This is a genomic window from Stenotrophomonas sp. EMP41, assembly GCF_047495535.1.
In the GTDB taxonomy this organism is placed as follows: domain Bacteria; phylum Pseudomonadota; class Gammaproteobacteria; order Xanthomonadales; family Xanthomonadaceae; genus Stenotrophomonas; species Stenotrophomonas sepilia.
This window is the reverse complement of sequence record NZ_CP179923.1, coordinates 500,984-525,233: the sequence shown is the minus strand read 5'-3', so window position 1 is coordinate 525,233 and position 24,250 is coordinate 500,984. Positions and strand designations below refer to the sequence as shown.

At 64.6% G+C, this 24,250-nt stretch carries 30 protein-coding genes; 4 read left to right on the top strand and 26 right to left on the bottom strand.

The features are described 5' to 3' along the window. Positions 1 to 346: 346 nt before the first annotated feature. The 3 genes from ACMGRF_RS02365 to ACMGRF_RS02355 all read right to left on the bottom strand — a co-directional run bounded on the left by ACMGRF_RS02365 (position 347) and on the right by ACMGRF_RS02355 (position 2,717). Positions 347 to 961, bottom strand: a complete 615-nt coding sequence (locus tag ACMGRF_RS02365) for an RluA family pseudouridine synthase (RefSeq protein ID WP_180880056.1) — start codon at positions 959 to 961, stop codon at positions 347 to 349. A gap of 160 nt (positions 962 to 1,121) precedes the next feature. Then, on the bottom strand, positions 1,122 to 2,108 hold the full coding sequence (locus ACMGRF_RS02360; RefSeq protein ID WP_005415428.1) for a malate dehydrogenase: 987 nt from the start codon (positions 2,106 to 2,108) through the stop codon (positions 1,122 to 1,124). 117 nt (positions 2,109 to 2,225) lie between these two features. After that, positions 2,226 to 2,717 carry a peptidylprolyl isomerase gene (locus ACMGRF_RS02355; RefSeq protein ID WP_005408225.1) on the bottom strand — a complete coding sequence of 164 codons (492 nt, stop codon included), beginning with the start codon at positions 2,715 to 2,717 and terminating at the stop codon, positions 2,226 to 2,228. A 273-nt stretch (positions 2,718 to 2,990) separates the two neighbouring features. On the opposite strand from ACMGRF_RS02355, the gene typA reads away from it, so the two are divergent. Genes typA through ACMGRF_RS02340 form a run of 3 tightly spaced genes read left to right on the top strand, consistent with a single transcriptional unit; the run spans position 2,991 to position 6,981 of the window. Further along, positions 2,991 to 4,838, top strand: a complete 1,848-nt coding sequence (typA, locus tag ACMGRF_RS02350; RefSeq protein WP_005415427.1) for a translational GTPase TypA — start codon at positions 2,991 to 2,993, stop codon at positions 4,836 to 4,838. Positions 4,839 to 4,849: 11 nt separating this feature from the next. After that, positions 4,850 to 5,317, top strand: coding sequence for a DUF2127 domain-containing protein (locus ACMGRF_RS02345; RefSeq protein WP_414485605.1), 468 nt, complete (start codon positions 4,850 to 4,852; stop codon positions 5,315 to 5,317). A 41-nt stretch (positions 5,318 to 5,358) separates the two neighbouring features. Next, the gene (locus ACMGRF_RS02340; RefSeq protein WP_049414694.1) at positions 5,359 to 6,981 is read left to right on the top strand and encodes an amidase; all 1,623 of its coding nucleotides are present in this window, start codon (positions 5,359 to 5,361) and stop codon (positions 6,979 to 6,981) included. A 56-nt stretch (positions 6,982 to 7,037) separates the two neighbouring features. Here the strand turns inward: ACMGRF_RS02340 and ACMGRF_RS02335 are convergent, their stop codons facing one another. Beyond that, on the bottom strand, positions 7,038 to 8,225 hold the full coding sequence (locus ACMGRF_RS02335) for a mechanosensitive ion channel family protein (RefSeq protein ID WP_245151015.1): 1,188 nt from the start codon (positions 8,223 to 8,225) through the stop codon (positions 7,038 to 7,040). A gap of 597 nt (positions 8,226 to 8,822) precedes the next feature. Continuing rightward, complete coding sequence (locus ACMGRF_RS02330; RefSeq protein ID WP_049416185.1) at positions 8,823 to 10,214, bottom strand: class II 3-deoxy-7-phosphoheptulonate synthase; 1,392 nt, start codon at positions 10,212 to 10,214, stop codon at positions 8,823 to 8,825. Positions 10,215 to 10,435: 221 nt separating this feature from the next. Between ACMGRF_RS02330 and ACMGRF_RS02325 the strand changes: the two genes are divergently transcribed. Next, positions 10,436 to 12,562, top strand: a complete 2,127-nt coding sequence (locus ACMGRF_RS02325) for a TonB-dependent receptor (protein WP_414485604.1) — start codon at positions 10,436 to 10,438, stop codon at positions 12,560 to 12,562. A gap of 64 nt (positions 12,563 to 12,626) precedes the next feature. Here ACMGRF_RS02325 and ACMGRF_RS02320 read toward each other — a convergent pair whose 3' ends face one another. The 21 genes from ACMGRF_RS02320 to rpsC all read right to left on the bottom strand — a co-directional run bounded on the left by ACMGRF_RS02320 (position 12,627) and on the right by rpsC (position 24,244). Continuing rightward, entirely contained in the window at positions 12,627 to 13,133 is a 507-nt protein-coding gene (locus ACMGRF_RS02320) for a disulfide bond formation protein B (protein ID WP_049416179.1), read from the bottom strand. Positions 13,134 to 13,299: 166 nt separating this feature from the next. Beyond that, entirely contained in the window at positions 13,300 to 13,683 is a 384-nt protein-coding gene (rplQ, locus tag ACMGRF_RS02315) for a 50S ribosomal protein L17 (RefSeq protein WP_005408217.1), read from the bottom strand. Positions 13,684 to 13,874: 191 nt separating this feature from the next. After that, positions 13,875 to 14,873: a DNA-directed RNA polymerase subunit alpha gene (locus tag ACMGRF_RS02310; protein ID WP_005408216.1), complete on the bottom strand. Its 999-nt coding sequence runs from the start codon at positions 14,871 to 14,873 to the stop codon at positions 13,875 to 13,877. A gap of 55 nt (positions 14,874 to 14,928) precedes the next feature. Beyond that, positions 14,929 to 15,558, bottom strand: coding sequence for a 30S ribosomal protein S4 (gene rpsD, locus ACMGRF_RS02305; protein WP_004145446.1), 630 nt, complete (start codon positions 15,556 to 15,558; stop codon positions 14,929 to 14,931). Between the two features lie 15 nt (positions 15,559 to 15,573). Continuing rightward, complete coding sequence (gene rpsK, locus ACMGRF_RS02300; protein WP_004145443.1) at positions 15,574 to 15,963, bottom strand: 30S ribosomal protein S11; 390 nt, start codon at positions 15,961 to 15,963, stop codon at positions 15,574 to 15,576. A gap of 11 nt (positions 15,964 to 15,974) precedes the next feature. Next, on the bottom strand, positions 15,975 to 16,331 hold the full coding sequence (gene rpsM / locus ACMGRF_RS02295) for a 30S ribosomal protein S13 (protein ID WP_004154500.1): 357 nt from the start codon (positions 16,329 to 16,331) through the stop codon (positions 15,975 to 15,977). Between the two features lie 347 nt (positions 16,332 to 16,678). After that, complete coding sequence (gene secY, locus ACMGRF_RS02290) at positions 16,679 to 18,046, bottom strand: preprotein translocase subunit SecY (RefSeq protein ID WP_005415420.1); 1,368 nt, start codon at positions 18,044 to 18,046, stop codon at positions 16,679 to 16,681. 7 nt (positions 18,047 to 18,053) lie between these two features. Beyond that, complete coding sequence (gene rplO / locus ACMGRF_RS02285; RefSeq protein ID WP_004154498.1) at positions 18,054 to 18,497, bottom strand: 50S ribosomal protein L15; 444 nt, start codon at positions 18,495 to 18,497, stop codon at positions 18,054 to 18,056. Positions 18,498 to 18,503: 6 nt separating this feature from the next. Then, complete coding sequence (rpmD, locus tag ACMGRF_RS02280; RefSeq protein WP_005408214.1) at positions 18,504 to 18,695, bottom strand: 50S ribosomal protein L30; 192 nt, start codon at positions 18,693 to 18,695, stop codon at positions 18,504 to 18,506. Continuing rightward, positions 18,688 to 19,230, bottom strand: a complete 543-nt coding sequence (gene rpsE / locus ACMGRF_RS02275; protein ID WP_005415419.1) for a 30S ribosomal protein S5 — start codon at positions 19,228 to 19,230, stop codon at positions 18,688 to 18,690. Before rpsE ends, rpmD begins: the two co-directional genes overlap by 8 nt. Before the next feature lie 161 nt (positions 19,231 to 19,391). Beyond that, positions 19,392 to 19,751, bottom strand: coding sequence for a 50S ribosomal protein L18 (rplR, locus tag ACMGRF_RS02270; protein WP_180880072.1), 360 nt, complete (start codon positions 19,749 to 19,751; stop codon positions 19,392 to 19,394). Positions 19,752 to 19,831: 80 nt separating this feature from the next. After that, positions 19,832 to 20,356, bottom strand: coding sequence for a 50S ribosomal protein L6 (gene rplF, locus ACMGRF_RS02265; protein WP_111191692.1), 525 nt, complete (start codon positions 20,354 to 20,356; stop codon positions 19,832 to 19,834). An 18-nt stretch (positions 20,357 to 20,374) separates the two neighbouring features. Continuing rightward, positions 20,375 to 20,773 carry a 30S ribosomal protein S8 gene (gene rpsH, locus ACMGRF_RS02260; protein ID WP_005415417.1) on the bottom strand — a complete coding sequence of 133 codons (399 nt, stop codon included), beginning with the start codon at positions 20,771 to 20,773 and terminating at the stop codon, positions 20,375 to 20,377. Between the two features lie 258 nt (positions 20,774 to 21,031). Continuing rightward, positions 21,032 to 21,337: a 30S ribosomal protein S14 gene (rpsN, locus tag ACMGRF_RS02255; RefSeq protein WP_005408209.1), complete on the bottom strand. Its 306-nt coding sequence runs from the start codon at positions 21,335 to 21,337 to the stop codon at positions 21,032 to 21,034. 18 nt (positions 21,338 to 21,355) lie between these two features. Next, positions 21,356 to 21,898: a 50S ribosomal protein L5 gene (rplE, locus tag ACMGRF_RS02250; protein WP_005415416.1), complete on the bottom strand. Its 543-nt coding sequence runs from the start codon at positions 21,896 to 21,898 to the stop codon at positions 21,356 to 21,358. 11 nt (positions 21,899 to 21,909) lie between these two features. Continuing rightward, entirely contained in the window at positions 21,910 to 22,227 is a 318-nt protein-coding gene (rplX, locus tag ACMGRF_RS02245) for a 50S ribosomal protein L24 (RefSeq protein ID WP_004154490.1), read from the bottom strand. 16 nt (positions 22,228 to 22,243) lie between these two features. Next, the gene (gene rplN, locus ACMGRF_RS02240; protein ID WP_010483978.1) at positions 22,244 to 22,612 is read right to left on the bottom strand and encodes a 50S ribosomal protein L14; all 369 of its coding nucleotides are present in this window, start codon (positions 22,610 to 22,612) and stop codon (positions 22,244 to 22,246) included. A 12-nt stretch (positions 22,613 to 22,624) separates the two neighbouring features. After that, entirely contained in the window at positions 22,625 to 22,894 is a 270-nt protein-coding gene (gene rpsQ, locus ACMGRF_RS02235) for a 30S ribosomal protein S17 (protein WP_004154489.1), read from the bottom strand. An 11-nt stretch (positions 22,895 to 22,905) separates the two neighbouring features. Further along, positions 22,906 to 23,091 carry a 50S ribosomal protein L29 gene (gene rpmC / locus ACMGRF_RS02230; RefSeq protein ID WP_004154487.1) on the bottom strand — a complete coding sequence of 62 codons (186 nt, stop codon included), beginning with the start codon at positions 23,089 to 23,091 and terminating at the stop codon, positions 22,906 to 22,908. Further along, on the bottom strand, positions 23,091 to 23,504 hold the full coding sequence (rplP, locus tag ACMGRF_RS02225) for a 50S ribosomal protein L16 (protein ID WP_004154486.1): 414 nt from the start codon (positions 23,502 to 23,504) through the stop codon (positions 23,091 to 23,093). The genes rpmC and rplP overlap by 1 nt, the downstream gene beginning before the upstream one ends. A gap of 5 nt (positions 23,505 to 23,509) precedes the next feature. After that, on the bottom strand, positions 23,510 to 24,244 hold the full coding sequence (gene rpsC / locus ACMGRF_RS02220) for a 30S ribosomal protein S3 (RefSeq protein WP_004145350.1): 735 nt from the start codon (positions 24,242 to 24,244) through the stop codon (positions 23,510 to 23,512). Between the last annotated feature and the right edge of the window lie 6 nt (positions 24,245 to 24,250).

Genomic DNA, 24,250 nt, shown 5'->3' with positions numbered 1-24,250 from the left:
AATCGTGTCGACCAAGGTCGACACCTACCAACACCAACAGCGACAGCCGTTACCAACCGCCGCAGGAATCTGTCGGGGGTGGGGCGGTGTGGGTTGGCAGGACCGTTGGCGCCATGGATGGCGCCATCGAGCCCCCATGGGTGAGGGCGCTTTGCTTGCGAAGCACTGCTTTGCAAGCGCCCGAACGCACAGCCGCCAGCGGCTGGGCCGGCCCCCGGAGGGGGGTTTACGGCGTGTCCTGCCAACCCACACCGCCCCGCCCAGCAAGCAGAAGACCAGAGCCGCCTTGGCCTTTGACGTTGCTCCGGTTCGTAGCAGGTGCAGGGCTGCAAGCCCTGCCGAACCCCTAGAACGGAGCCGCAGACTCGAACGCGAGCACCTCGTCCGTCACCGGGTGGGTGAACTGCAGGCTGCACGCATGCAGGTGCACGCGCTGCGCCGGTGCCGCGTCATACAGCACGTCGCCAACAATCGGATGGCCAATACTGGCCATGTGCAACCGCAGCTGATGGCTGCGGCCGGTGATCGGTTCCAACGCCACGCGCGTACGCTGCGCTTCAACATCGCGGGCCAGCACGCGCCAACGCGTCAGCGCCGGCTTGCCGCGCTCATGGTCGACCATCTGCTTCGGCCGGTTCGGCCAGTCAACGATCAACGGCAGGTCCACTTCGCCGGCATCGCTTTCGATCACACCCTGCACGACGGCTTCATACCGCTTGCCAACCTGGCGCTGCTCGAACTGCATCGACAACGCCGCCTGCATGTCCTTGCCACGCGCATGCAGCAGCAGGCCGGAGGTCACCTGGTCCAGGCGATGCACCGTCAACGCATCCGGATACAGCGCCTGCAGGCGCGCGACCACGCAGTCCTGGTTCTCGGCGCTGCGGCCGGGCACGGACAGCAGGCCGGCGGGCTTTTCAGCCACCAGCAGCGCGTCGTCGATGTAGTGCAGATGGATCATCCGGCTCTGTATCCGTCCAAACAAAAACGGGGAAGCCGGAGCTTCCCCGTTTTCTGCGTACCGACCAGCGGTCGGTACCTACCTCGATGGGAAAGTACCGGCCCACGGTCGGTACCTGCCTTGATGGAAGACGTACCGACCGGAGCCGGTACCGCCTGCATCAGCCCAGCAGGTGGGCGACGCCGGCGCGCTCTTCTTCCAGCTCGGCCAGGGTCTTGTCGATGTACTTCTGGCTGAAGTCGTCGATCGGCAGATCCTTGACCAGGGTGTACTTGCCGTTCTCGGTGGTCACCGCGAAACCGAAGATCACGCCTTCCGGAATGCCGTAGGAACCGTCGGACGGCACGCCCATCGTGACCCACTTGCCGTTGCTGCCCAGCACCCAGTCACGCACGTGGTCGATGGCGGCATTGGCGGCCGAAGCTGCCGAGGACGAGCCGCGGGCTTCGATGATCGCCGCGCCGCGCTTGCCGACGGTCGGGATGAAGGTGTTGGCGTTCCACTCCTGGTCGTTGATCGCATCGGCGATCGACGCACCGTCGGCGGTGGCGAAACGGTAGTCCGGGTACATGGTCGGGCTGTGGTTGCCCCACACCACCAGCTTCTCCATCCCACCGACCGGCTTGCCGAGCTTGGCCGACAGCTGGCTCAGCGCGCGGTTGTGGTCCAGGCGCAGCATGGCGGTGAAGTTCTCCGGCTTCAGGTCCGGGGCCGACTTCATCGCGATGTAGGCATTGGTGTTGGCCGGGTTGCCGACCACCAGCACCTTCACGTCACGGCTGGCGACCTTGTTCAGCGCGGCGCCCTGGGCGGTGAAGATCTTGGCGTTCTCCAGCAGCAGGTCCTTGCGCTCCATGCCCGGGCCACGCGGACGTGCGCCGACCAGCAGGGCAATGTCGGCGTCCTTGAACGCGACTTCGGCGTCATCGGTGCCGACCATGCCGGCCAGCAGCGGGAACGCGCAGTCTTCCAGCTCCATCATCACGCCCTTCAGGGCGGCCTGGGCCTTGTCGACCGGCAGTTCCAGCAGCTGCAGGATGACCGGCTGGTCCTTGCCCAGCATTTCGCCGGAGGCGATGCGGAACAGCAGGGCATAACCGATCTGGCCGGCGGCGCCGGTCACGGCAACACGAACGGGTGCTTTCATGGGGGTTTCCTCTTGCTTGCAAGCGTTTGATGGGACGCCGCGGGCGGAGCCACGCAGGCCTGGCGGGCGGCGGGGAACAGGGAAACGGCCACCCGTGGGTGGCCGTTTCGAAGGGGGTCAGGCGGCGAGGTGCTTGTTCCACTCCGCGACGCGGTCGGCCTGGGCGGCCAGCACGGCGTCGACGTCGCCTTCCAGGGTGATCGAATGGATCACGTCGCCCTGCTTGACCGAATCGACGATGGCCTGGCCTTCCAGGACCTTGCCGAAGACGGTGTGGCGGCCGTCCAGCCAATCGGTCTTGATGTGGGTGATGAAGAACTGGCTGCCGTTGGTGTTCGGGCCGGCGTTGGCCATCGACAGCGAGCCGACCTCGTGCTTCACGCCATTCTTCTCGTCTTCGAACTTGTAGCCCGGGCCGCCGGTGCCACGGCCCTGCGGGCAGCCGCCCTGGATCATGAAGTCGGCGATCACGCGATGGAAGATCAGCCCGTCATAGAAGCCGTGCTTGACCAGGTTCACGAAGTTGGCCACGGTCAGCGGCGCCTTGTCGGCGAACAGCTCGACCTTGATCGGGCCCTGGGTGGTGTCGAAAGTGGCGATGAGGGACATGAAGATCCTTGGTGCAAAGGGGAATGCGTCTAGCCACCTAGTTTACACCTGCCTCGTGGCGGCGGTGCCTTCGACCATCGGTGGAGCCCCCGCCTTCAGCCAGGGCAAGGTGAGCCGAGAGGCCCGGTCCTGGCGACCTCGGCCGCAGCGGCGGACAGCCAGCTGAATGGGCCGCTTCGCCGGCGTGAAATCCACCTTTTCGCGAATCGTCAAGTTCGACGTATAATGTTGGACTTCTTTTTCCAAATCCGGCGCCGACTGGCCCCCTTTCGTATGTCCATCGAAAATCTTCGCAACATCGCCATCGTCGCCCACGTCGACCATGGCAAGACCACCCTGGTCGACCAGCTGCTGAAGCAGTCCGGCACCCTGTCCGAGCGCACCGTCCTCGCCGAGCGCGTGATGGACAGCAACGACCAGGAAAAGGAACGCGGCATCACCATCCTGGCCAAGAACACCGCCATCACCTGGGAAGACAAGAAGACCGGCATCAAGAACCGGATCAACATCGTCGACACCCCCGGCCACGCCGACTTCGGCGGTGAGGTCGAGCGCGTGCTGTCGATGGTCGACACCGTGCTGATCCTGGTCGATGCGATGGACGGCCCGATGCCGCAGACCCGCTTCGTGACCCAGAAGGCCTTCGCGATGGGCTTCAAGCCGATCGTCGTGGTCAACAAGGTCGACCGTCCGGGCGCCCGTCCGGAGTGGGTGATCGACCAGGTCTTCGACCTGTTCGACAAGCTCGGTGCCACCAACGAGCAGCTGGACTTCCCGATCGTCTACGCCTCGGGCCTGAATGGCTACGCGGGCCTGGAAGACACCGTGCGCGACGGCGACATGACCCCGCTGTACGAAGCGATCATGCAGCACGCGCCGAAGCCGGAAGTGGACCCGGAAGGCCCGTTCCAGATGCGCATCAGCCAGCTGGACTACAACAACTTCGTGGGCGTGATCGGCATCGGCCGCATCCAGCGCGGCACCCTGAAGAAGAACATGCAGGTCGCGGTCATCGACCGTGAAGGCAAGAAGCGCAACGGCAAGGTGCTGCAGGTGCTGGGCTTCATGGGCCTGGAGCGCATCGAGCAGGATTCGGCCGAGGCCGGCGACATCGTGGCCATCTCCGGCATCCAGGAGCTGACCATCTCCGACACCATCTGCGCACCGGACTTCCCGGAAGCCCTGCCTGCGCTGACCGTCGACGAGCCGACCATCTCGATGACCTTCCAGGTGAACAATTCGCCGTTCGCCGGCAACAAGGACCTGTCTGGTGGCAAGTTCCTGACCAGCCGCCAGATCAAGGACCGCCTGGACCGTGAAAAGGTCCACAACGTGGCCCTGAAGGTCGAGCAGCTGGAAGACGCCGACAAGTTCCTGGTCTCCGGCCGTGGCGAACTGCACCTGTCGGTGCTGATCGAGAACATGCGCCGCGAAGGCTACGAGCTGGCCGTGTCGCGCCCGGAAGTGATCATCAAGGAAATCGACGGCCAGCTGATGGAGCCGATCGAGCAGCTGGTGGTGGACATCGAAGAAATCCACCAGGGCGGCGTGATGGAAAAGCTGGGCACCCGCAAGGGCCAGTTGAAGAACATGGAATCGGACGGCAAGGGGCGCGTGCGCCTGGAGTACCAGATCCCGGCCCGTGGCCTGATCGGCTTCCAGAACGAGTTCAAGACCCTGACCCAGGGTTCGGGCCTGCTGTTCCATGTGTTCGACCACTACGGCCCGAAGGAACAGGGCGCCATCGCAAAGCGCATCAACGGCGTGATGATCGCCAATGCGCCGGGCGTCACCCCGGCCTACTCGCTGGGCCCGCTGCAGGAACGCGGCAAGCTCTTCGCTGCCGAAGGCGACAACGTGTATGAAGGTCAGCTGGTCGGCATCCACTCCAAGGACAACGACCTGACCGTCAACGCGATCAAGACCAAGCCGCTGACCAACATGCGCGCTTCGGGCAAGGACGATGCGATCCAGCTGACCCCGGCGATCAAGTACTCGCTGGAACAGGCCCTGGACTTCATCGAAGACGACGAGCTGGTCGAGATCACCCCGAAGGAGATCCGCCTGCGCAAGAAGTTCCTGACCGAGAGCGACCGCAAAAAGGCTTCGCGCGGCGGCTGAGCCTGCACCCCGTGAACCAGAGCGGCTACAACCCGGATCCACACCGGCATCCGGGCCTGCACGTCATCGCCCTGCTCGAAGCGAGCAAGGCGTTGCTGGCGCTGTTGGCCGCCACCGGGCTGGAAGTGCTCGGACCGCAGCCGCTTCGGCACGGCATCATGGTCCTGATCCGGCGTTTCAGCCTGGATCCGGACCATGGCACCCTGCCCTCGCTGCTGCATATGATCAGCCCCGACGCGGTCCACCTGGCCGCAGCGGGGATGATCGGCTACGGCCTGCTGCACCTGGTCGAAGCCTGGGGCCTGTGGCGGGCCAAGGCCTGGGCTTCCTGGCTGGGCTGCCTGACGGCCTCGCTGTACCTGCCCTTCGACATCTTCGCGATCATCCACCACCCCGGCTGGCCGTCGTGGACGATCCTGGCGATCAACCTGATCGTGGTCTACGTCCTCGCCCGCGATCTGCGCAAGCGCCACCGCTGAGCACCGGCTACACTGGGGATTGGAGCCGACCAAGCCGCCCCATGCGCCCGTCCTTGCCGCCTCTGCTGACCTGCCTGCTTGCCGCGCTGCCTGCGCTGCTTTCGGCTGGCTGCAGCCCGGCCACGCCCAGCGCGCATGCGGCCGAACCCGCGAGCCGCAACGTGCCGTTCCCGTACGCCGAAACCGATGTTACCGACCTGCAGGCGCGGATGACCGCCGGTGAACTGGACAGCACCACCCTGACCCAGGCCTACCTGCAGCGCATCGCCGCCCTGGACCGTGCCGGGCCCCGCCTGCGCGCGGTGATCGAGCTCAACCCCGATGCCCTGAAGGAAGCCGCCGCGCGCGACCGCGAGCGCCGTAGCGGCCACCTGCGCGGCCCGCTGCACGGCATCCCGCTGCTGTTGAAGGACAACATCAACGCTGCGCCGATGGCCACCAGTGCCGGCTCTCTGGCCCTGCAGGGCTTCCGACCGGACGACGCCTATCTGGTACGCCGGCTGCGCGACGCCGGCGCCGTCGTGCTGGGCAAGACCAACCTCAGCGAATGGGCCAATTTCCGCGGCAACGATTCGGTCTCCGGCTGGAGCGCGCGCGGCGGCCAGACCCGCAATCCCTATCGGCTCAGCCACTCGCCTTGCGGCTCCAGCAGCGGCAGCGCGGTAGCCGTGGCCGCCAACCTCGCCAGCGTAGCAATCGGTACCGAAACCGACGGCAGCATCGTCTGCCCGGCGGCGATCAATGGCATCGTCGGCCTCAAGCCGACCGTCGGCCTGGTCAGCCGCGACGGCATCATCCCGATTTCCTTCAGTCAGGACACTGCGGGGCCGATGACACGCAGCGTCGCCGACGCTGCAGCCGTACTGACCGCAATTGCCGGCCGCGATGATGCCGACCCGGCCACCGCCACCATGCCCGGCCGTGCGGTGTACGACTACACCGCGCGGCTGGATCCGCAGGGACTGCGTGGCAAGCGCATCGGCCTGCTGCAGACGCCGCTGCTGAAATACCGCGGCATGCCGCCACTGATCGAACACGCCGCCACCGAGCTGCGCCGGGCCGGTGCCGTCGTGGTGCCGGTGGAGCTGCCCAACCAGGGCGCCTGGGCCGACGCCGAACGCAAGGTACTGCTGTACGAGTTCAAGGCCGGGCTGGAGCGTTACTTCAGCGCCCACCGCGCTCCCCTGCACAGCCTGGCCGAATTGATCGCCTTCAACCAGGCGCACAGCAAGCAGGAACTGGGCCTGTTCGGCCAGGAACTGCTGGTGGAAGCCGACGCTACCGCTGGCCTCGCCGACCCCGCCTATATCCGCGCGCGCAGCGATGCGCGCCGGTTGGCGGGCCCGGAAGGCATCGATGCCGCCCTCGCCGCCCACCAGCTCGACGCCCTGGTCGCGCCGACCACCGGCACAGCGTGGCCGATCCGCAGCGAAGGGGACGACTTCCCCGGCGAGAGCTACAGTGCCGCCGCCGTCGCCGGCTATCCCAGCCTCAGCGTGCCGATGGGCCAGATCGATGGCCTGCCGGTCGGCCTGCTGTTCATGGGCACCGCCTGGAGCGAACCGAAGCTGATCGAAATGGCGTACGCCTACGAACAGCGCACCCGCGCGCGGCGACCACCGCACTTCGGCACCGACACGCTGATCGACGCCGGCGAGCCTTGATCCGGTAGTGCCGGCCGCTGGCCGGCAGATCCGGGATCGCCGGCCAGCGGCCGGCGCTACCGTTCGGGTTCCGGCTCCATCGGCACGATTGCCGCCTCACCGTCTTCAGCCCCCGGCGAACGCACATCTGCAGTACGTGCACGTGGACCACGCGGCATGTCCAGCTCATCAGCATGCTGCAGCCGCGCACGCAGCTGCGGCAGCGACTGCGGATGCTCACGTGCCAGGAAATCAAGCATGCGTTCGCGCACCAGGCAGCGCAGATCGAAGGCATCACCCGAGCTGCGCGCACTGACCAGCAGGCGCACCTGGATCGCACGCTCGCTGGTTTCGGTCACCTGGGTCACGCAGACCCGGCCATCCCACAATGCCTCGCCCTGGCAGATGCGCTCCAGCTCGGCGCGGATCGCCGCGATCGGGGCACGATAGTCCAGCCACAGAAACGCCGTGCCGAGCAGATCGGCGCTGCGCCGGGTCCAGTTCTGGAAGGGGTTCTCGATGAACCAGGTCAGCGGCACCACCATCCTCCGCTCGTCCCAGATGCGTACCACCACGTAGCTGCTGCCGATCTCCTCGATGCGTCCCCACTCGCCTTCGACGATCACCACATCGTCCAGCCGGATCGGCTGGGTCACTGCGATCTGCAGGCCAGCGATCAGGTTGCCGAACACAGGCTTTGCGGCGATACCGGCCACCAGGCCGATCAGGCCCGCCGAGGCCAGCAGCGCGGTGCCGATCTTCTGCACCATGGGGAAGGTCAGCAGCACCAGCGAAGCGCCCAGCACGATGATGCCGCCCATCAGCACGCGGCTGAGCACCCGCGTCTGGGTCTGGATGCGGCGCGCTTCCAGATTGTCGGAGACGTCGATGGGATGGCTGCGCAGGATGGCCCGCTCACCCGCTGCCACTGCGCGTACCAGCAACCAGATGAAGCAGGCGGTCAGTGCGATATGCAGCACCCGTTGCAGGTTGCCCAGAAGGGGATCCTGCAGCGGCGTGGCCTGCAACGCAGGGATCAACAGCAGCAGCGGCCATGCGGTGGCCATTGGCAGCCCGAGCACACGGCCGATGCGCGCGCGCCGCCGATCACGCCCTTTCAGCCGGTGGTAGATCCACAGGATCAGCCACGCGCCGATGCCGCCCACCACCACAGCCAATCCCAACGGCCATGCGTAGGCCTGTGCGCTCTGCCAGTGCACCGTTGTCACCTCCAGTCGAACCGCCAGGTGGACAGACTCGCGCATGGCGCATGAGCGTCACGTCAGTCGTTTGTAAGGAGGGTGTTGGTCGGCAGGGCTTGCAGCCCTGCACCTGCCCAGAAGCCGAAGCAACAGCAACGGCAACAGCAGCAGCCGAAGCAGAAGCGGGTTTGCTGTGGGATGGCGGGGTGGGTCCGGTTGCGGGAGACGCCGTAAACCCATCCATGGGGGCTTGGCCGCGGCATCCATGCCGCGGACACTCCCGCAACCGGACCCACTCCGCCTTCGACAGATTCCCGCGATCTGCAGTAGATCCACGCCATGCGTGGATGAATCTCCATCGGAATCGAGTATTTCGAATTGGAATCCCAAAGCATCCACGCATGGCGTGGATCTACCGTGTCGACCAAGGTCGACACCTACCAACAGCCGCGGGAATCTGTCAAAGGTGGGGCGGTGTCGGAGTGCGGGGTGTCAGCCGCATGGATGCGGCTGCCAAGCTTACAGGGACGTACTTGCAGCGTCCCCGCACTCCGACACCGCCCCGCCATCCCACGGAATGAGTGCTGTTGCCGTTGCTTCGGCCGTTGCCGTTGCCGTTGCGTCCGCAGGTGCAGGGCTGCAAGCCCTGCCGCAACGCACTTACCGCACTTGCTCCTGCTTGCGCACGATCGCCATCGCGATCTCCAGCGACTGCTCGTAGTTCAACCGCGGGTCCACGGTCGAACGGTATGCACGCTCCAGGTCGCGCTCGGTCAGTTCGCGCGCGCCGCCGATGCACTCGGTCACGTCCTCGCCGGTCAGTTCCAGATGCACACCGCCCAGGCGCGTACCGGCGGCCGCATGCAGATCGAACGACATCTCCACCTCGCCACGCACGTTGTCGAAGCGGCGTGTCTTGAAACCGTTGGCGGTGCTTTCGGTATTGCCATGCATCGCATCGCACACCCACAGCACGCGGCGACCATCACGCTTGACCGCGTCCAGCAGCGGCGGCAGTTTCTCGGCGATCTGCGTTGCGCCCATCCGATGGATGAAGCTCAGGCGGCCCGGCTCGTCATGTGGGTTGAGCACATCGATCAGGCGCAGCAGCTGGTCCGGCGTCACCGACGGGCCCACCTTGATCGCAATCGGATTGCGCACGCCACGCAGGTACTCCACGTGCGCGCCATCGAGCGCGGCCGTGCGCATGCCGATCCACGGGTAATGCGTGCTCAGGTTCAACCAGCCCTGCTGGCGCGGCACCTGGCGGGTCAACGCCTGCTCGTAGGGCAGCAGCAGCGCTTCGTGCGAAGTGTAGAAGTCGATGCGGTTGAGGTTGTGCACGCGGGCCCCGGCCAAGGTCTCCATGAAGTGCACCGCATCGCCGATCGAGGCCACCATCTTCTGGTACTCGGCCGCCAGCGGGGAGTGGCTTACCCACTCCAGGTTCCAGTATTCGGGGTGGTGCAGGTCGGCGAAACCGCCGTCGATCAGCGCACGCACGAAGTTCATCGTCATCGCCGAATGCGCGTGGGCCTGCAGCATCCGCTTCGGGTCCGGCAGGCGCGCTGCTTCGGTGAACGCCGGTGCGTTGATCACATCACCGCGGTAGCTGGGCAGGGTCAGGCCGTCACGGGTCTCGGTGTCGGCCGAACGCGGCTTGGCGTACTGGCCGGCAAAGCGCCCAACGCGGATCACCGGCTGGCGCAGGCCGTGCACCAGCACCAGGCTCATCTGCAGCAGTACCTTCAGGCGGTTGGAGATGGTGCCCGATTCGCAGTCGCTGAAGTTCTCGGCGCAGTCGCCGCCCTGCAGCAGGAAGCGCTTGCCTTCCTGGGCCTCGGCCAGCTGCTGCTTCAGTGCCAGGATCTCCCACGAGGTGACCAGCGGCGGCAGCCGTTTCAGCTCATGCAGGGCCGCGTCCAATGCCACCGGGTCCGGGTAGGTCGGCATCTGCAGCGCGGTCTTGCCACGCCAGCTCTCCGGCGACCAGGCAGCGCCAGCGTTGGTCGCGGCGGGATCGGAGGCGGGCGGAACGGCGGACAGGCTCATTGCAGACTTCCGGGTTGGGGGGCGGTCATGGTCGCAGAGCCAGCCGCTGACGCAAAGGCCCACGCCCAGCGCCCCGGCCACCTGAACGGCAGGGAAAGGCCAGCGCCAGCAGCCAGATCCAGCATGGTCAGCCGCACGGGACAGGCGCATGATTTGTTACGGAGTAACACTTGCACGTCATGGACCGGCCCCTTCCACGCCCAGCCGCCCCCTCTCTCACCATGAAGCCCTCGCCCCTCGCTACCGGCATTACCTTCGCCCTGGCCTTGGCCAGCCTGCCCGCCTTCGCCGCAGCGGCCGACGACACCTCTTCCTCCGTCAAGGATCTGGACGCGGTCACCGTCCACGCCCAGCTCGACCAGGCCTGCAACGCGCTGTCACCGGACATTGGCAGCAGCCAGTACCAGATCACCGCCGAAGACATCCAGAAGCAGCCGCTGGGCGCCTCCGCGCCGCTCAGCCAGGTGCTGCTGCAGGCGCCCGGCGTGGTCCAGGATTCCTATGGCGGCGTGCACGTGCGCGGCGACCACGCCAATCTGCAGTACCGCATCAACGGCGTGCTGCTGCCCGAATCGATCTCCGGCTTCGGCCAGACGCTGGATGCACGCACCATCAAGAGCATCCGCCTGATGGACGGGGCGCTGCCGGCGCAGTTCGGCGAGCGCACCGCTGCGGTGGTCGACATCACCACCCGCAGCGGCGCCGAGCTCGGCAATGGCGGCAGCGCCGGTCTGACCGCAGGCTCGTTCGGCAAGATCAATCCGAATGCCTCGTGGTGGGGCAATCAAGGACGCTGGAGCTGGTTCCTGACCGGCAACTACGACCAGAACGAGGTCGGCCTGGAGAACCCGACCCGCTCGCGCAAGCCGCTGCACGACGACACGCATCAGGGCAAAGCCTTCGCCGACCTGACCTACCTGGTCAACGACAACACCCGCCTGAGCGTGTTCGCCGGCTTCGCCAACAATCGCTTCCAGATCCCGGTCAATCCCGGGCAGACCCCGCAGTTCGGTTACCTGGACACGACCACCTTCGACTCCAGCCAGCTGGATGAAACCCAGCGCGAGACCACCCGCTTCGGCATGCTGGTGCTGCAGGGCACGCTGGGCGGCACCGCCTACCAGCTGTCCGCCGGGCAGCGTTACAGCGATGTGGCGTTCAACCCGGATGTCATCGGCGATCTGGTATTCAGTGGCGTCGCCTCGCAGGTCCAGCGCAGCAACCGCGCCAACACCCTGCAGGCCGACTTCTCCACCCCGCTGGGCAACGACCACACGCTGCGCTACGGCCTGTACGGCAACTACGAGAATGCGCGCGCCAGCAACAACAGCTGGGTGTTCCCGGTCGATGGCGCCGGCCAGCAATCCAGCACCACGCCACTGCTGATTCCAGACCGCAGCGCCTTCCACGCCAGTACGCTGGCGGTGTACGTGCAGGATGAGTGGAAGATCGGCGACGACTGGACCGTCAACTACGGCCTGCGTGGTGATCGCTACAAGGCCTTCGGCCGCACCGAGGGCCAGCTCAGCCCCCGCGTGGGCGCGGTCTGGAATGCCAGCGACAGCACCACCGTGCATGCCGGCTATTCGCGTTACTTCACGCCACCGGCCAGTGAGCTGATCGCCAGCAGCGACATCGCGCTGTACGACGGCACCACCAACCAGCAGCCGGGCGGCGGCAACAACATTCCGCTGGCCGAGCGCAGCGACTACTACGACATCGGCGTGTCGCAGCAGGTCGGCGACCACCTGACCCTGGGCCTGGATGCCTATGACCGACGCGTCGCACGCCTGCAGGACGAAGGCCAGTTCGGTGCCGCCTACATCTACTCGACGTTCAACTACGGTCGCGGCCATATCCATGGCCTGGAGTTCAGTGCCGACTACAGCGACGGTCCGTTCAGCGCCTACTTCAACGCGGCGTACAACAAGGCCATCGGCACCAAGGTCATCACCGGCCAGTACAACCTCGATCCGGACGCGCTGGCCTATGTGGCCAACCATTGGATCCACCTCGACCACGACCAGAAACTGACCTCATCGGGTGGCTTCAGCTACGCCTTTGCCGGACACAACCGGGTCGGCGCCAACTACGTGTTCGGCAGCGGCCTGCGTTCGGACATCGAGGGCGTGCCCAACGGCGGCGAGCTGCCGGCGTACCTGCAGGTGAACCTCAGTGCCGGGCATGACTTCAATGCCGACAGCGGCCATCCGCTGCATGTGCAGCTGGCGGTCATCAATGCATTGGACCGCAGCTACCAACTGCGCGATGGCGGTGGCGTCGGTGTGTTCGCACCGCAGTGGGGACCGCGCCGAGGTGCTTACCTGAGCCTGCAGCAGGACTTCTGAGGTAGCGCCGGCCGCTGGCCGGCATCCTCACGGTGTGCCGGCCAGCGGCCGGCACTACCTGCGTTCAGCGCTTGATCTTGGGCAGCGACACCACCAGCGCCCACAGCGCCAGCAGCACGAACCACACGCCCGACCACATCGGCATGGTCAGGCCCAGGAACGTCCAGTCGATGTTGCCGCAGTTGCCGGTACCGGTGAGCACCGTGCGGAACACTTCCAGCGGCCCCATGGTCTCGCGCAGGAAGCTCAGCGGCGGGCCGCAGGTCGCCCCCATCTCCGGTGGCAGCATCTGCACGTAGACGTGGCGCGCAGCGATGCCTGCGCCGACCGCGGCCGCAATGAAGGCGAGCACACCGTAGGTCGCCCGGCCGGGACGGTTGGAGGGCCCGTGCAGTGCACCGATCAGGAACAGCAGGCCCAGCGCGGCGAACGCCAGCCGCTGGAAGATGCACAGCGGGCACGGCTCCAGGCCCATTTTCAGCTGCAGGAAGATCGCGTAGCCCAGCAGGCCCGCGCAGATCAGGAAGCCCAGGAAGAACTGGGCGCGGAAGGGCCAGCGCAGTGGATTCATCGTCAACGCTCGAATGGATCAAGGTGCCAAGCGTAACCGAGAGCGCGCGCCATTCGAACCGCCACAGGTGACGCCTGTCGGAACGGTGCGGGTCTGATCCGACGCGCAGAAACGCAAAAGCCCGGCAGAGGCCGGGCTTTCGCTGTGTCGCGTTGGAGCGGTCCGATTACTCGGCCACTTCCTCGGCCACGACCGGACGGTCAACCAGCTCGACGTAGGCCATCGGCGCGTTGTCGCCGGCGCGGAAGCCGCACTTCAGCAGGCGCAGGTAGCCGCCCGGACGGTTCGCGTAGCGCGGGCCCAGGATGGTGAACAGGTTGCCCACGGCTTCGTTGTCGCGCAGGCGGGCGAAGGCCAGACGGCGGTTGGCGACGGAGTCGACCTTGGCCAGGGTGATCAGCGGCTCGGCAACGCGGCGCAGTTCCTTGGCCTTCGGCAGGGTGGTCTTGATCAGCTCGTGCTTGAACAGCGAGGCGGCCATGTTCTTGAACATCGCTTCGCGGTGGGCGCTGGTGCGGCTGAACTTACGGCCAGACTTCTGGTGACGCATGGTGATATTCCTTGGTTAATGATGAGGCTGTGCGGATCGTTGTCGCCATCCTGGCGTTGCTGCGCGGACTGCGGATGGTCCTGGCCGCCCGTCCTGGACGACCTGCCGCGCGAACCTGCGGTTCGTCGTGGCATGTAGTGTTGCGTTGAAGGCCCCACCGCGAACGGTGGAGCCTTCAGGCATTGCCGATATCAGCCCAGCATGCCGTGGCTGGCGACGCCGGCCGGCGGCCAGTTCTCCAGCTTCATGCCGAGCGACAGGCCGCGCTGAGCCAGCACTTCCTTGATCTCGGTGAGCGACTTCTTGCCCAGGTTCGGGGTCTTCAGCAGCTCCACTTCGGTCTTCTGGATCAGATCGCCGATGTAGTAGATGCTTTCAGCCTTCAGGCAGTTGGCCGAACGCACGGTCAGCTCCAGATCGTCGATCGGGCGCAGCAGCACCGGATCCACGCCGTTGTTGGCCGGCTTGGCCGCACCGCGGTCGCGGTGGGTGAAGTCACCGAACACCGACAGCTGGTCGCTGAGGATGTCGGCGGCGGTGCGCACGGCTTCCTCGGCATCGATGGTGCCGTTGGTCTCGATATCGATGACCAGCTTGTCCAGGTCGGTACGCTGTTCGACGCGGGCCGCTTCCACGGCATAGGCGACGCGGCGGACCGGCGAGAACGAGGCATCCAGGACCAGGCGGCCGATGGCACGGGTTTCTTCGTCCGGACGACGACGCGCGGCAGCCGGCTGGTAGCCGAAACCACGTTCGATCTTCAGACGCATGTTGATTGCCGTGTCCTTGGTCAGGTGGCAGATCACATGGTCGCCGTTCAGGATCTCCACATTGTGGTCGACCTTGATGTCGGCAGCGGTGACAACGCCCGGGCCCTGCTTGGACAGGGACAGGGTGGCGCTGTCGCCGGAGTGCATACGGATGGCCACGTCCTTCAGGTTGAGCAGGACTTCGAGCACGTCCTCCTGCAGACCTTCGACCGTGGTGTACTCATGCAACACGCCGTCGATTTCGACTTCCGTGATGGCGAAGCCCGGGATGGACGACAGCAGCACGCGACGCAGGGCGTTGCCCAGCGTATGCCCGTAACCCCGCTCCAAAGGTTCGATAACGACCTTTGCACGGGTGTCGGTAAGGCGTTCGATCTGCGGACCGCGAGGACGCAGAACCTGGTTGGCGGTAACCGTCATGTTGCGGGTTCTCCTAGTGAACCCCCGGCCGTCGCCGGGGGCTCTCCAATGTGAATTACTTCGAATACAGCTCGACGATCAGCGCTTCGTTGATGTCCGCAGGCAGATCCGAACGATCCGGAACGGCCTTGAAGATGCCGGTGAACTTGCCGGAATCCACTTCAACCCACGACGGGCTCAGGTCATGCTGGGCGGCGACGGTCAGGGCTTCCTGGACGCGCAGCTGCTTGGCAGCCTTTTCGGACAGAGCGATGGCGTCGCCAGCCTTGACCTGGTACGAAGCCAGGTTGACCGACTTGCCATTCACGGTGACGCCGCGGTGCGACACCAGCTGACGGGCAGCCGGACGGGTCACGGCGAAGCCCATGCGGTAGACGACGTTGTCCAGGCGGGTTTCCAGCAGCTGCAGCAGGTTCTCGCCGGTGTTGCCCTTCTTGGTCGAGGCCTTCTTGTAGTAGTTGCGGAACTGACGCTCCAGCAGGCCGTAGATACGCTTGACCTTCTGCTTTTCACGCAGCTGGGTGGCGTAGTCGGACAGCTTGCCCTTGCGGGCAGTGGCGCCGTGCTGGCCGGGCTTCTGCTCCAGCTTGCACTTGGAGTCCAGCGCACGCGCCGGGCTCTTCAGGGACAGGTCGGCGCCTTCGCGGCGGGCGAGCTTACAGGTAGGACCGATATAACGAGCCATTTCTTATCGCTCCCTTTAGACGCGACGCTTCTTCGGCGGACGGCACCCGTTGTGCGGGATGGGCGTCACGTCGATGATGTTGGTGATCTTGTAGCCGACGTTGTTCAGCGAACGCACGGCCGACTCACGGCCCGGACCCGGGCCCTTGATGCGGACTTCCAGCGACTTCACGCCGTAGTCCAGCGCAGCACGACCGGCCTTTTCAGCAGCCACCTGGGCAGCGAACGGGGTCGACTTGCGCGAACCGCGGAAGCCAGCGCCACCGGAGGTCGCCCACGACAGAGCGTTGCCCTGGCGGTCGGTGATGGTGACGATGGTGTTGTTGAACGAAGCGTGGACGTGGGCGACGCCGTCGGTGACGACGCGCTTGATCTTCTTCTTGGTCTTAGCAGCGGGCTTAGCCATTTCTCAGTCCCTTACTTCTTGATCGCCTTGCGCGGACCCTTGCGGGTGCGGGCGTTGGTACGGGTGCGCTGGCCACGCAGCGGGAGGCCACGACGGTGACGCAGGCCGCGGTAGCAGCCCAGGTCCATCAGGCGCTTGATCGCGATGCCGATCTCACGGCGCAGATCGCCTTCCACGATGTACTTGCCGACTTCGGCGCGCAGGCGCTCGATTTCCGGCTCCGACAGATCGCGGATCTTGGTGGTCGAAGCAACGCCTGCGACTTCGCAGACCTTCTTCGAACGGGTACGGCCGATGCCGTAAATGCTTTGCAACCCGACCCAGACGTGCTTCTGGGCTGGCAGGTTGACGCCTGCAATACGCGCCATGACGCGGTTCTCCAGCTGAGTGATGGCCGACAGCGCGCCTCGGGCACGCCAATCCGGCAGGATGGATCAAAAAAGTGAACTAGCGATACTAACAAGGTTCCGGTTTACATGGAAGCCCGTGAAACCACTGGTTTCATGAACCCGGCCTGGGGAGTGTGCCCAGGCTCCGGCGCCGGATGGGGTTGGACCTGGGGTTTCCCCCGGGGCCGCCCGCGCTACTCCAGCGCGGGACCACCTCATCACACCCCCACCCGGAACCGCTGCGGGGGCCGCCCTTCGTTTGTGTGGCCGGAGTCCGCGAAGCGGAGGGACCATCACGTCAGGAAGACGAAAGTATAACAGGCCTATCAGCCGCGGGCAAAACCGCCGCGGTTGCCGCCCTTCAGGTTGGCCTTCTTCAGCAGGCTCTCGTACTGGTGGGACATCAGGTGTGCCTGCACCTGGGCGATGAAGTCCATCACCACCACCACCACGATCAGCAGCGACGTGCCACCGAAGTAGAACGAGGCATTCAGTTGCGTGCGCATCAGTTCGGGCAGCAGGCACACGATCACCAGGTAGGCCGAGCCGGCCGCGGTCAGGCGGGTCAGCACGCCGTCGATGTAGTCGGCAGTGGCCTTGCCCGGACGGATGCCCGGAATCAGCGCGCCCGACTTCTTCAGGTTGTCGGCGGTTTCCTGCGAGTTGAACACCAGCGCGGTATAGAAGAACGCGAAACCGGTGATCAGCGCAGCGAACACGATCATGTGCAGCGGTTCGCCCGGGCCCAGGGCATTGGCGACCTTCTGCAGGACCTGGCCAAAGCTGCTCTGGTTGGCGGCCTGGCCGGACCACATGGCCAGGGTGGCCGGGAAGGCCAACAGGCTCGAGGCAAAGATCGCCGGGATGACGCCGGCCATGTTGAGCTTCAGCGGCAGGAACGAGGTCTGGTTCATGTACGCGTTGCGACCGCCCTGGCGGCGCGCGTAATTGACCGTGATCCGGCGCTGGCCGCGCTCCACGAACACCACAAAGAAGGTGAAGGCGAGCACCACGATGGCGATCAGCAGCAGCTGGATGAACTGGATGTTGCCGTCGCGGTAGGCGTCGAAGGTGTGGATGACCGCACCCGGCAGACCGGCGACGATACCAGCGAAGATGATCAGTGACACGCCGTTGCCGATACCGCGTTCGGTGACCTGCTCACCGACCCACATCAGGAACATGGTGCCGGCAGTCAGTGCGACCACCGCGGTGAGCACGAAGCCCATGCCGGGGGCGTACACGACCGGAGCGCCCGACGGCGAAACCTGGCCCTGCAGGGCCAGCGCGATCGAACCGCCCTGCACCACTGCCAGCAGCACGGCGCCGATGCGCGAATACTGGGTGATCTTGCGGCGGCCGGACTCACCTTCCTTCTGCATCGCCTTCAGGGCGGGGAAGATATGCACGGCCAGCTGCATCACGATCGATGCCGAGATGTACGGCATCACGTTCAGCGCAAAGATGCTGAAACGGTGCAGGGCGCCGCCCGAGAACATGTTGAACATGTCCACGATGCCGCCGCCCTGCTGTTGCATCATGGCAAGCATGGCATCGGGATTGACGCCCGGCACCGGCACGTAGCAGCCGATGCGATAGACGATCAAAGCCCCGACGACGAACAGCAAACGTTGGCGAAGTTCAGTGAACTTGCCCATTCCGCCCGCGAGGTTACCGATGCCAGCTTGCGCCATGATTTTCTTACTCCGTTACGCTGCCGCCGGCAGCTTCGATCGCAGCCTTGGCACCAGCCGTGGCAGCAATACCCTTCAGGGTGAACGCCTTGGTCACTTCGCCCTTGACGACGACCTTGGCCTTCTTGGCAGTGCTCGGGACCAGCTTGGCAGCACGCAGGGCGGCGAAGTCGATCTCACCGGCCGGCAGCTTGTCCAGCGCGTACAGCAGCACTTCAGCGGTGTCCTTGGCGATCGGCGAACGGAAGCCGATCTTCGGCAGACGACGCTGCATGGGGGTCTGGCCGCCTTCGAAGCCAGCCTTGATCTTGCCGCCACCCTTACGGGCGAACGAACCCTTGTGGCCGCGGCCGGCAGTCTTGCCCAGGCCCGAGCCGATACCGCGGCCGACGCGGGTGCGCTCGGTGCGGGCGCCCGGTGCCGGGCTCAGTTCATTGAGACGCAGAGTCATGGTCGATTACTCCTCAACCTGGACGAGGTACTGAACCTTGTTGATCAGGCCACGCACCTGCGGGCTGTCCTTCAGTTCACGCACATCGTTGAGCTTGTTCAGGCCCAGGGCACGCACCGACAGGCGGTGACGCGACTGGGTGCCACGCAGGCCACGCACCAGGCGGACCTTCACAGTCTTGTTGGACTCATTAGCCATGGTTGAGTTCCTCCACCTTCTTGCCGCGCTTGGCCGCGATGCGGGCCGGCGACTGCGCAGCAGTCAGGCCCTTCACGGTGGCGCGCACCAGATTGATCGGGTTGCGCGAACCGGTGGCCTTGGCCAGCACGTTCTTCACGCCAACGGCTTCCAGCACGGCGCGCATGGCACCGCCGGCGATGACGCCAGTACCTTCCGAAGCCGGCTGCATGAACACGCGGGCTGCGCCGTGACCATCCTTGATGGTGTGCCACAGGGTGCCGTTGTTCAGGTCAACGCTGACCAGGTTCTTGCGGGCCTGTTCCATCGACTTCTGGATGGCGACCGGCACTTCGCGGGCCTTGCCATAACCGAAACCGACCTTGCCTTCGCCGTCACCGACCACGGTCAGGGCGGTGAAGGTGAACTGGCGGCCACCCTTGACGGTCTTGCTGACGCGGTTGACCGCGACCAGCTTTTCGATCATGCCGTCGTCGATCTTCTCTTCGCGGTTACGGTCGCGATCGCGACCCCGCTGCTGACGCTCTTCTGCCATGTTGATTCCTTGGTTGTTTGGGTATGTACGGCTCGGGGCCGCTTATGGTTGTGAAGTGACGCGTCTTTCCGGTAGGCCACTACAGAAGAGCGGCGCCGTCCAGCCTCACTCAGGCTGGCGAGCAGGTGGGCAGGAGGCCATCGGCCCCCTGCCCTGATCCCTTAGAACTGCAGGCCGGCTTCGCGGGCGGCTTCTGCCAGGGCCTTGATGCGGCCGTGGTAGCGGTAGCCCGAACGATCGAAGGCAACCTTCTCGATGCCGGCGGCCTTGGCGCGCTCGGCGACGATGCGGCCAACCTTGGCAGCGGCATCGGCGTTCTTGCCGTTCTTCAGGCCTTCCTTGATGTCGGTCTGGGTGGTGTTGGCGGCAGCCAGCACCTTCGAACCGTCAGCGGTGAAGACCTGGGCGTACAGGTGCTGGCCGGTGCGCAGCACCGACAGGCGGGCGACGCCGAGCTCACGGATGTGGGCGCGGGTCGACTTGGCGCGACGCAGGCGGGCGATGTTCTTGTTCATTTTGATTGTTCCTTGAAAGCTGAAGGATGGGCTTTTCCCTGAGGAGTCCGCACATGGATGTGCGGGCTCTTGCGAGGGACTCGCACTTACGCCTTCTTGGCTTCCTTACGGATGATGACTTCGTCGGAGTACTTCACGCCCTTGCCCTTGTACGGCTCCGGCTTGCGGAACGCACGGATCTTGGCGGCGACTTCACCGACGACCTGCTTGTCAGCGCCCTGGACCAGGATCTCGGTCTGGGTCGGGGTGGAGATGGTGATGCCTTCCGGCGCCACGAACACGACCGGGTGCGAGAAACCGAGCGACAGGCTCAGGTCCTTGCCCTGCATGGCAGCACGGTAACCCACGCCGACCAGCTCCAGCTTGCGCTCGAAGCCTTCGGACACGCCCTTGACCATGTTGGCCAGGATCGCACGCACGGTACCGGTCAGCGCGACCAGGTCGGCGCTCTCGGTGCTCAGGGTGGCAACGCCGCTGTCGACGTTGATGGCAATACCGGCCGGCTTGACCAGCGACAGGGTGCCCTTCGGGCCCTTGACGGTGACGCTTTCCGACTGGACGTTCAGTTCGACCTTACCCAGGGTGATGGGCTTCTTGGCTACGCGGGACATAGTTCTACTCCTTTCGCCTTAGGCCACGAAGCACAGGACTTCGCCGCCGACGCCCAGCTGGCGCGCCTGCGCATCAGTCATGATGCCCTTGGAGGTGGAAATGATGGAGATGCCCAGGCCATTCATGACCTTCGGCAGCTCGCTCTTGCCGCGGTACTGGCGCAGGCCCGAACGCGAGAAGCGCTTCAGGGTCGCGATGACCGGCTTGCCTTCGAAATACTTCAGCACGATTTCCAGCTCGGCCTTGTTGTTTTCCAGCTGGGTCACGCGCAGGTCGGTGATGTAACCCTCGTCCTTCAGGACCTGGGCGATCGCAACCTTGATCTTGGACGATGGGGCTTTCACCGTCTGCTTGCCAACCGCAGCCGCATTCTTGATGCGGACCAGCAGGTCGGCGATGGGATCAGTCATGCTCATATGAGTACCTTTGAGTGCACCGATATCCGCTTTCGCGAAAATCTGTTGTCTCCTGGAAACGGGCCAGGTCCCTTGATGCAGCGGGCCAGGGCCCACTCCTACAACCCCGTTTGCGCAGGGCAAGACGCGGGAGTATACGCCAAAAGAGCCCGACTTGCGCCGGGCTCTTCGGGTTTTTTCGCAGAAAGGAAGCTGAACGCCTCCCCTCCCCGGTTCAGAAACCCCCGAGGGGGCTCCTGATCGCAGGGCCGGCTGGGATTACCAGCTGGCCTTGCGCAGACCCGGAACGTCGCCACGCATGGTGGCTTCGCGCAGCTTGTTGCGGCCGAGGCCGAACTTGCTGTACACGCCACGCGGACGACCCGACAGCTCGCAACGGTTGCGCTGGCGGCTCGGCGACGAATCGCGCGGCAGCTTGGCCAGCTTGGTTGCGGCGTCGATCTTCTCTTCGTAGGTCGCGTCCACGGAGGACACGATCTTCTTCAGAGCCGCACGCTTTTCAGCGTACTTCTTGGCCAGCTTTTCCCGCTTGATGTCGCGGTTGACCATGGAGGTCTTTGCCATTTCGGTTTCCTCGACAGATCAGTTACGGAACGGGAACTTGAACGCTGCCAGCAGCGCCTTCGCTTCCGCATCGGTCTTCGCAGTGGTGGTGATCGCGATATCCATGCCACGGATCGCGTCGACGGCGTCGAAGTCGATTTCCGGGAAGATGATCTGTTCCTTCACACCCATGTTGAAGTTGCCGCGGCCGTCGAAGGAACGACCGGAAACACCACGGAAGTCGCGCACGCGCGGCAGCGAGATGTTGATCAGGCGGTCCAGGAACTCGTACATCTTGTGGCGACGCAGCGTGGTCTTGCAGCCGATCGGCCAACCATCACGGATCTTGAACGACGCAACCGAGATACGCGACTTGGTGACAACCGGCTTCTGGCCGGAAATCTTGGTCATGTCCGCGACGGCGTTTTCCAGGATCTTCTTGTTGGTGGCAGCCTCGCCCACACCCATGTTCAGGGTGACCTTGACGAGCTTCGGTACTTCCATCGGATTGGTGTAGCCGAACTGCTTCATCAGCGCCGGCACCACTTCTTCCTTGTAGATCTTTTCGAGACGGGAAGTCATCTTCACATTCCTCAGGCGTCGAGCGCCTCACCGCTGGAGCGGAACACACGCAGTTTGCGTCCATCCTCCAGCACCTTGAAGCCAACGCGTTCACCCTTGCCCGAAGCCGGGTTCAGAACGTTCACGTTGGAGATATGGATCGAAGCTTCGCGCTCGACCACGCCGCCGGCAACACCTGCCTGCGGGTTCGGCTTGGTGTGGCGCTTGACGATGTTCACGTTGGCGACGACCACGCGGTCGCCGTCGACGCGGACGACTTCGCCCTGCTTGCCCTTGTCCTTGCCAGCGTTGACGACAACCTGGTCGCCCTTCTTGATACGGTTAGCCATGATTATCTCCTGTCGCTCACAGCACTTCGGGAGCGAGCGAGACGATCTTCATGAACTTCTCCGAACGAAGTTCACGGGTCACCGGCCCGAAGATACGGGTACCGATCGGCTCCTGCTTGTTGTTCAGCAGGACGGCAGCGTTGCCGTCGAAGCGGATCAGCGAACCGTCGGCGCGACGCACACCCTTGCGGGTACGCACCACGACGGCGTCATACACTTCACCCTTCTTGACCTTGCCGCGCGGAATCGCATCCTTCACGGTGACCTTGATGATGTCGCCGATACCGGCGTAACGGCGCTTGGAACCACCCAGCACCTTGAAGCACATCACCTGCTTGGCACCCGAATTGTCCGCGACGTCAAGGTAGCTCTGCATCTGGATCATGATTCAGACTCCTTATTCAGCCGCACGCGTGATGACTTCCACCACGCGCCAGTTCTTGGTCTTGGACATCGGAGCAATCTCGGTCACGCGGACGACGTCGCCTTCCTTGCAGGCGTTGTCGGCATCGTGGGCGTGCAGCTTGGTCGAGCGCTTGATGTACTTGCCGTACAGCGCGTGCTTGACCTGACGCTCAACCAGGACGGTAACCGTCTTGTCCATCTTGTTGCTGACGACACGGCCTTCGACCGTGCGCAGCGTCTTCTTTTCAGTATTGTCGCTCATAGCGGCCATCCTTACTTCGTGCTGCCGAGCAGGGTCTTGACGCGAGCAATCTCGCGACGGACCCGGCGAATGTCGTGGGTCTTCGGCAGCTGGCCGGTGACCTGCTGCATACGGACAGAGAACTGTTCCTTACGCAGGTCGATCAGGTGGGCCTTGAGTTCGTCAGCCGACTTTTCACGGAGAGTTTTGATATCCATCAGCGCACCGTACGGGTCACGAAAGTGGTGGTGACCGAGAGCTTGGCGGCGGCCAGGCGGAACGCCTCGCGAGCCACTTCCTCGGAAACACCCTCGATTTCATAGATCATGCGGCCGGGCTGGATCTGGGCCACCCAGTATTCCACGTTACCCTTACCCGAACCCATTCGGACTTCGATGGGCTTCTTGGTGATGGGCTTGTCGGGGAACACGCGGATCCACATCTTGCCGCCGCGCTTGACGTAGCGGCTGATCGAGCGGCGGGCCGCTTCGATCTGGCGCGCGGTCAGCTGACCGTGTGCGGTTGCCTTCAGGCCGTATTCGCCGAAGCTGACAGCGTTGGCGCTCCAGCTCAGGCCATCGTTACGGCCCTTGTGTACCTTGCGGTACTTGGTTCGCTTGGGTTGCAACATTGTCGTTACCTCGCTTCACGGGCCGGGCGCTGACGGTCACCACGGTCGCCGCGATCGTGACGATCGTTGCGCGACGGGGTGTCGTCCTGCTTTTCCTGGCCAACCTGGGAGAAATCGAAGACCTCGCCCTTGTAGATCCAGACCTTGATGCCGATGATGCCGTAGGTCGTCTTGGCTTCAGCGAAGCCATAGTCGATGTCGGCACGCAGGGTGTGCAGCGGCACGCGGCCTTCGCGGTACCACTCCGAACGGGCGATTTCTGCACCGTTGAGGCGGCCACCGACGTTGACCTTGATGCCCAGGGCACCCAGGCGCATCGCGTTGCCGACCGAGCGCTTCATTGCACGGCGGAACATGATGCGACGCTCCAACTGCTGGGCGATCGACTCGGCAACGAGCTGCGCGTCCAGTTCCGGCTTGCGCACTTCGGTGACGTTGATGTGCGCCGGGACGCCCATCATCTCGCTCACTTCCTTGCGCAGCTTCTCGATGTCCTCACCGCGCTTGCCGATCACCACGCCCGGACGGGCGGTGTGGATCGTCACGCGAGCGGTCTTGGCCGGACGCTCGATCAGGATCTTGCTGATGCCGGCCTGAGCCAGCTTCTTGCGCAGCATTTCGCGCACTTTCAGGTCGGCTGCCAGGTAACCAGCGAACTCGGCCTTGTTGGCGTACCACTTGGAGTTCCAGTCCTTGGAAATGCCGAGGCGGATACCAATCGGATGAACTTTATGACCCATGGTCTT